The 1039-nt window shown below is 67.9% G+C and carries 1 protein-coding gene; it reads left to right on the top strand.

Going from position 1 to position 1039, the window contains the following annotated elements; translation table 11 throughout:
- A partial coding sequence (locus AB4Y42_RS44025; protein ID WP_368697866.1) for a condensation domain-containing protein occupies window positions 1-1039 on the top strand: 1039 nt, incomplete at both ends.

A 1039-nucleotide genomic window follows, 5' to 3' on the forward strand; every position in this document is an offset into this window, starting at 1 on the left:
GCTGGCGCTTGGGGTCGAGGTGCGCACCCTGTTCGCCAAGCCGGTGCTGGCGGATCTGGCGGCAAGCCTTGGCAGCCATCAGGAGGTGGCGGTCCCGGCCAACCTGATCAGCGAGCAGAGTACGGCGATCACGCCAGAGATGCTGCCGCTGATCGAGCTGACGCAGGGCGAGATCGACCGGATCGTCGCCACGGTGCCGGGTGGGGTCGGCAACATCCAGGACATTTATGGCTTGTCGCCGCTGCAGGACGGCATCCTGTTCCATCATCTGTTGGCCGGCCAGGGCGATCCGTACCTGCTGGTCAGTCAGATGGCGTTCGCCGACCGTGGGCTATTGGAGCGCTATCTTGGTGCGGTTCAGCGGGTGGTGGCCCGGCACGATATCCTGCGGACGTCGTTTGTCTGGGAGGGCCTGTCACGCCCGGTCCAGGTGGTGTGGCGCAATGCGCCACTGGAGGTGAGCGAGCTCGAGCTGGCTGGCTGTGATGGTCCCGGCCCCGATGAGCTCCGGCGGAGGTTTGATCCGCGCCGGCAGCGTATCGAGCTTGGCCGGGCGCCGCTGCTGCGGTTTGTGATTGCGCGCGAGCCCGGCAGTGCGCGCTGGCTGCTTTTGCAACTGCAGCATCATCTGATCGGGGATCACACCACACTGGAGGTGATGCATGCCGAGGTCCGGGCCGTGCTGGAGGGACGAGAGCATGAGCTGAGCGCCCCACAGCCGTTCCGCAACCTGGTGGCGGCGCAGCTGGGTGTTGATGCCAAGGCGCACGAAGAGTTCTTCCGGACGATGCTGGCCGACATTGACGAGCCGAGCACGCCGTTTGGCTTGCGTGAGGTCCACGGCGAGGGTCGCGGGGTTGATGAGGCGCAGCGGCTGCTGCCGCCGGCGCTCAACGCGCGGCTGCGGGTGCAGGCGCGGCGGCTTGGGGTGAGCCTGGCGAGCCTGTGCCATCTGGCCTGGGGCCAGGTGGTGGCGCGCAGCAGCGGCCGCGAGCAGGTGGTGTTCGGCACGGTGCTGTTCGGCCGCATGCAGGGCGGC

This window comes from Paraburkholderia sp. EG286B (assembly GCF_040965655.1).
Taxonomy (GTDB): domain Bacteria; phylum Pseudomonadota; class Gammaproteobacteria; order Burkholderiales; family Burkholderiaceae; genus Paraburkholderia.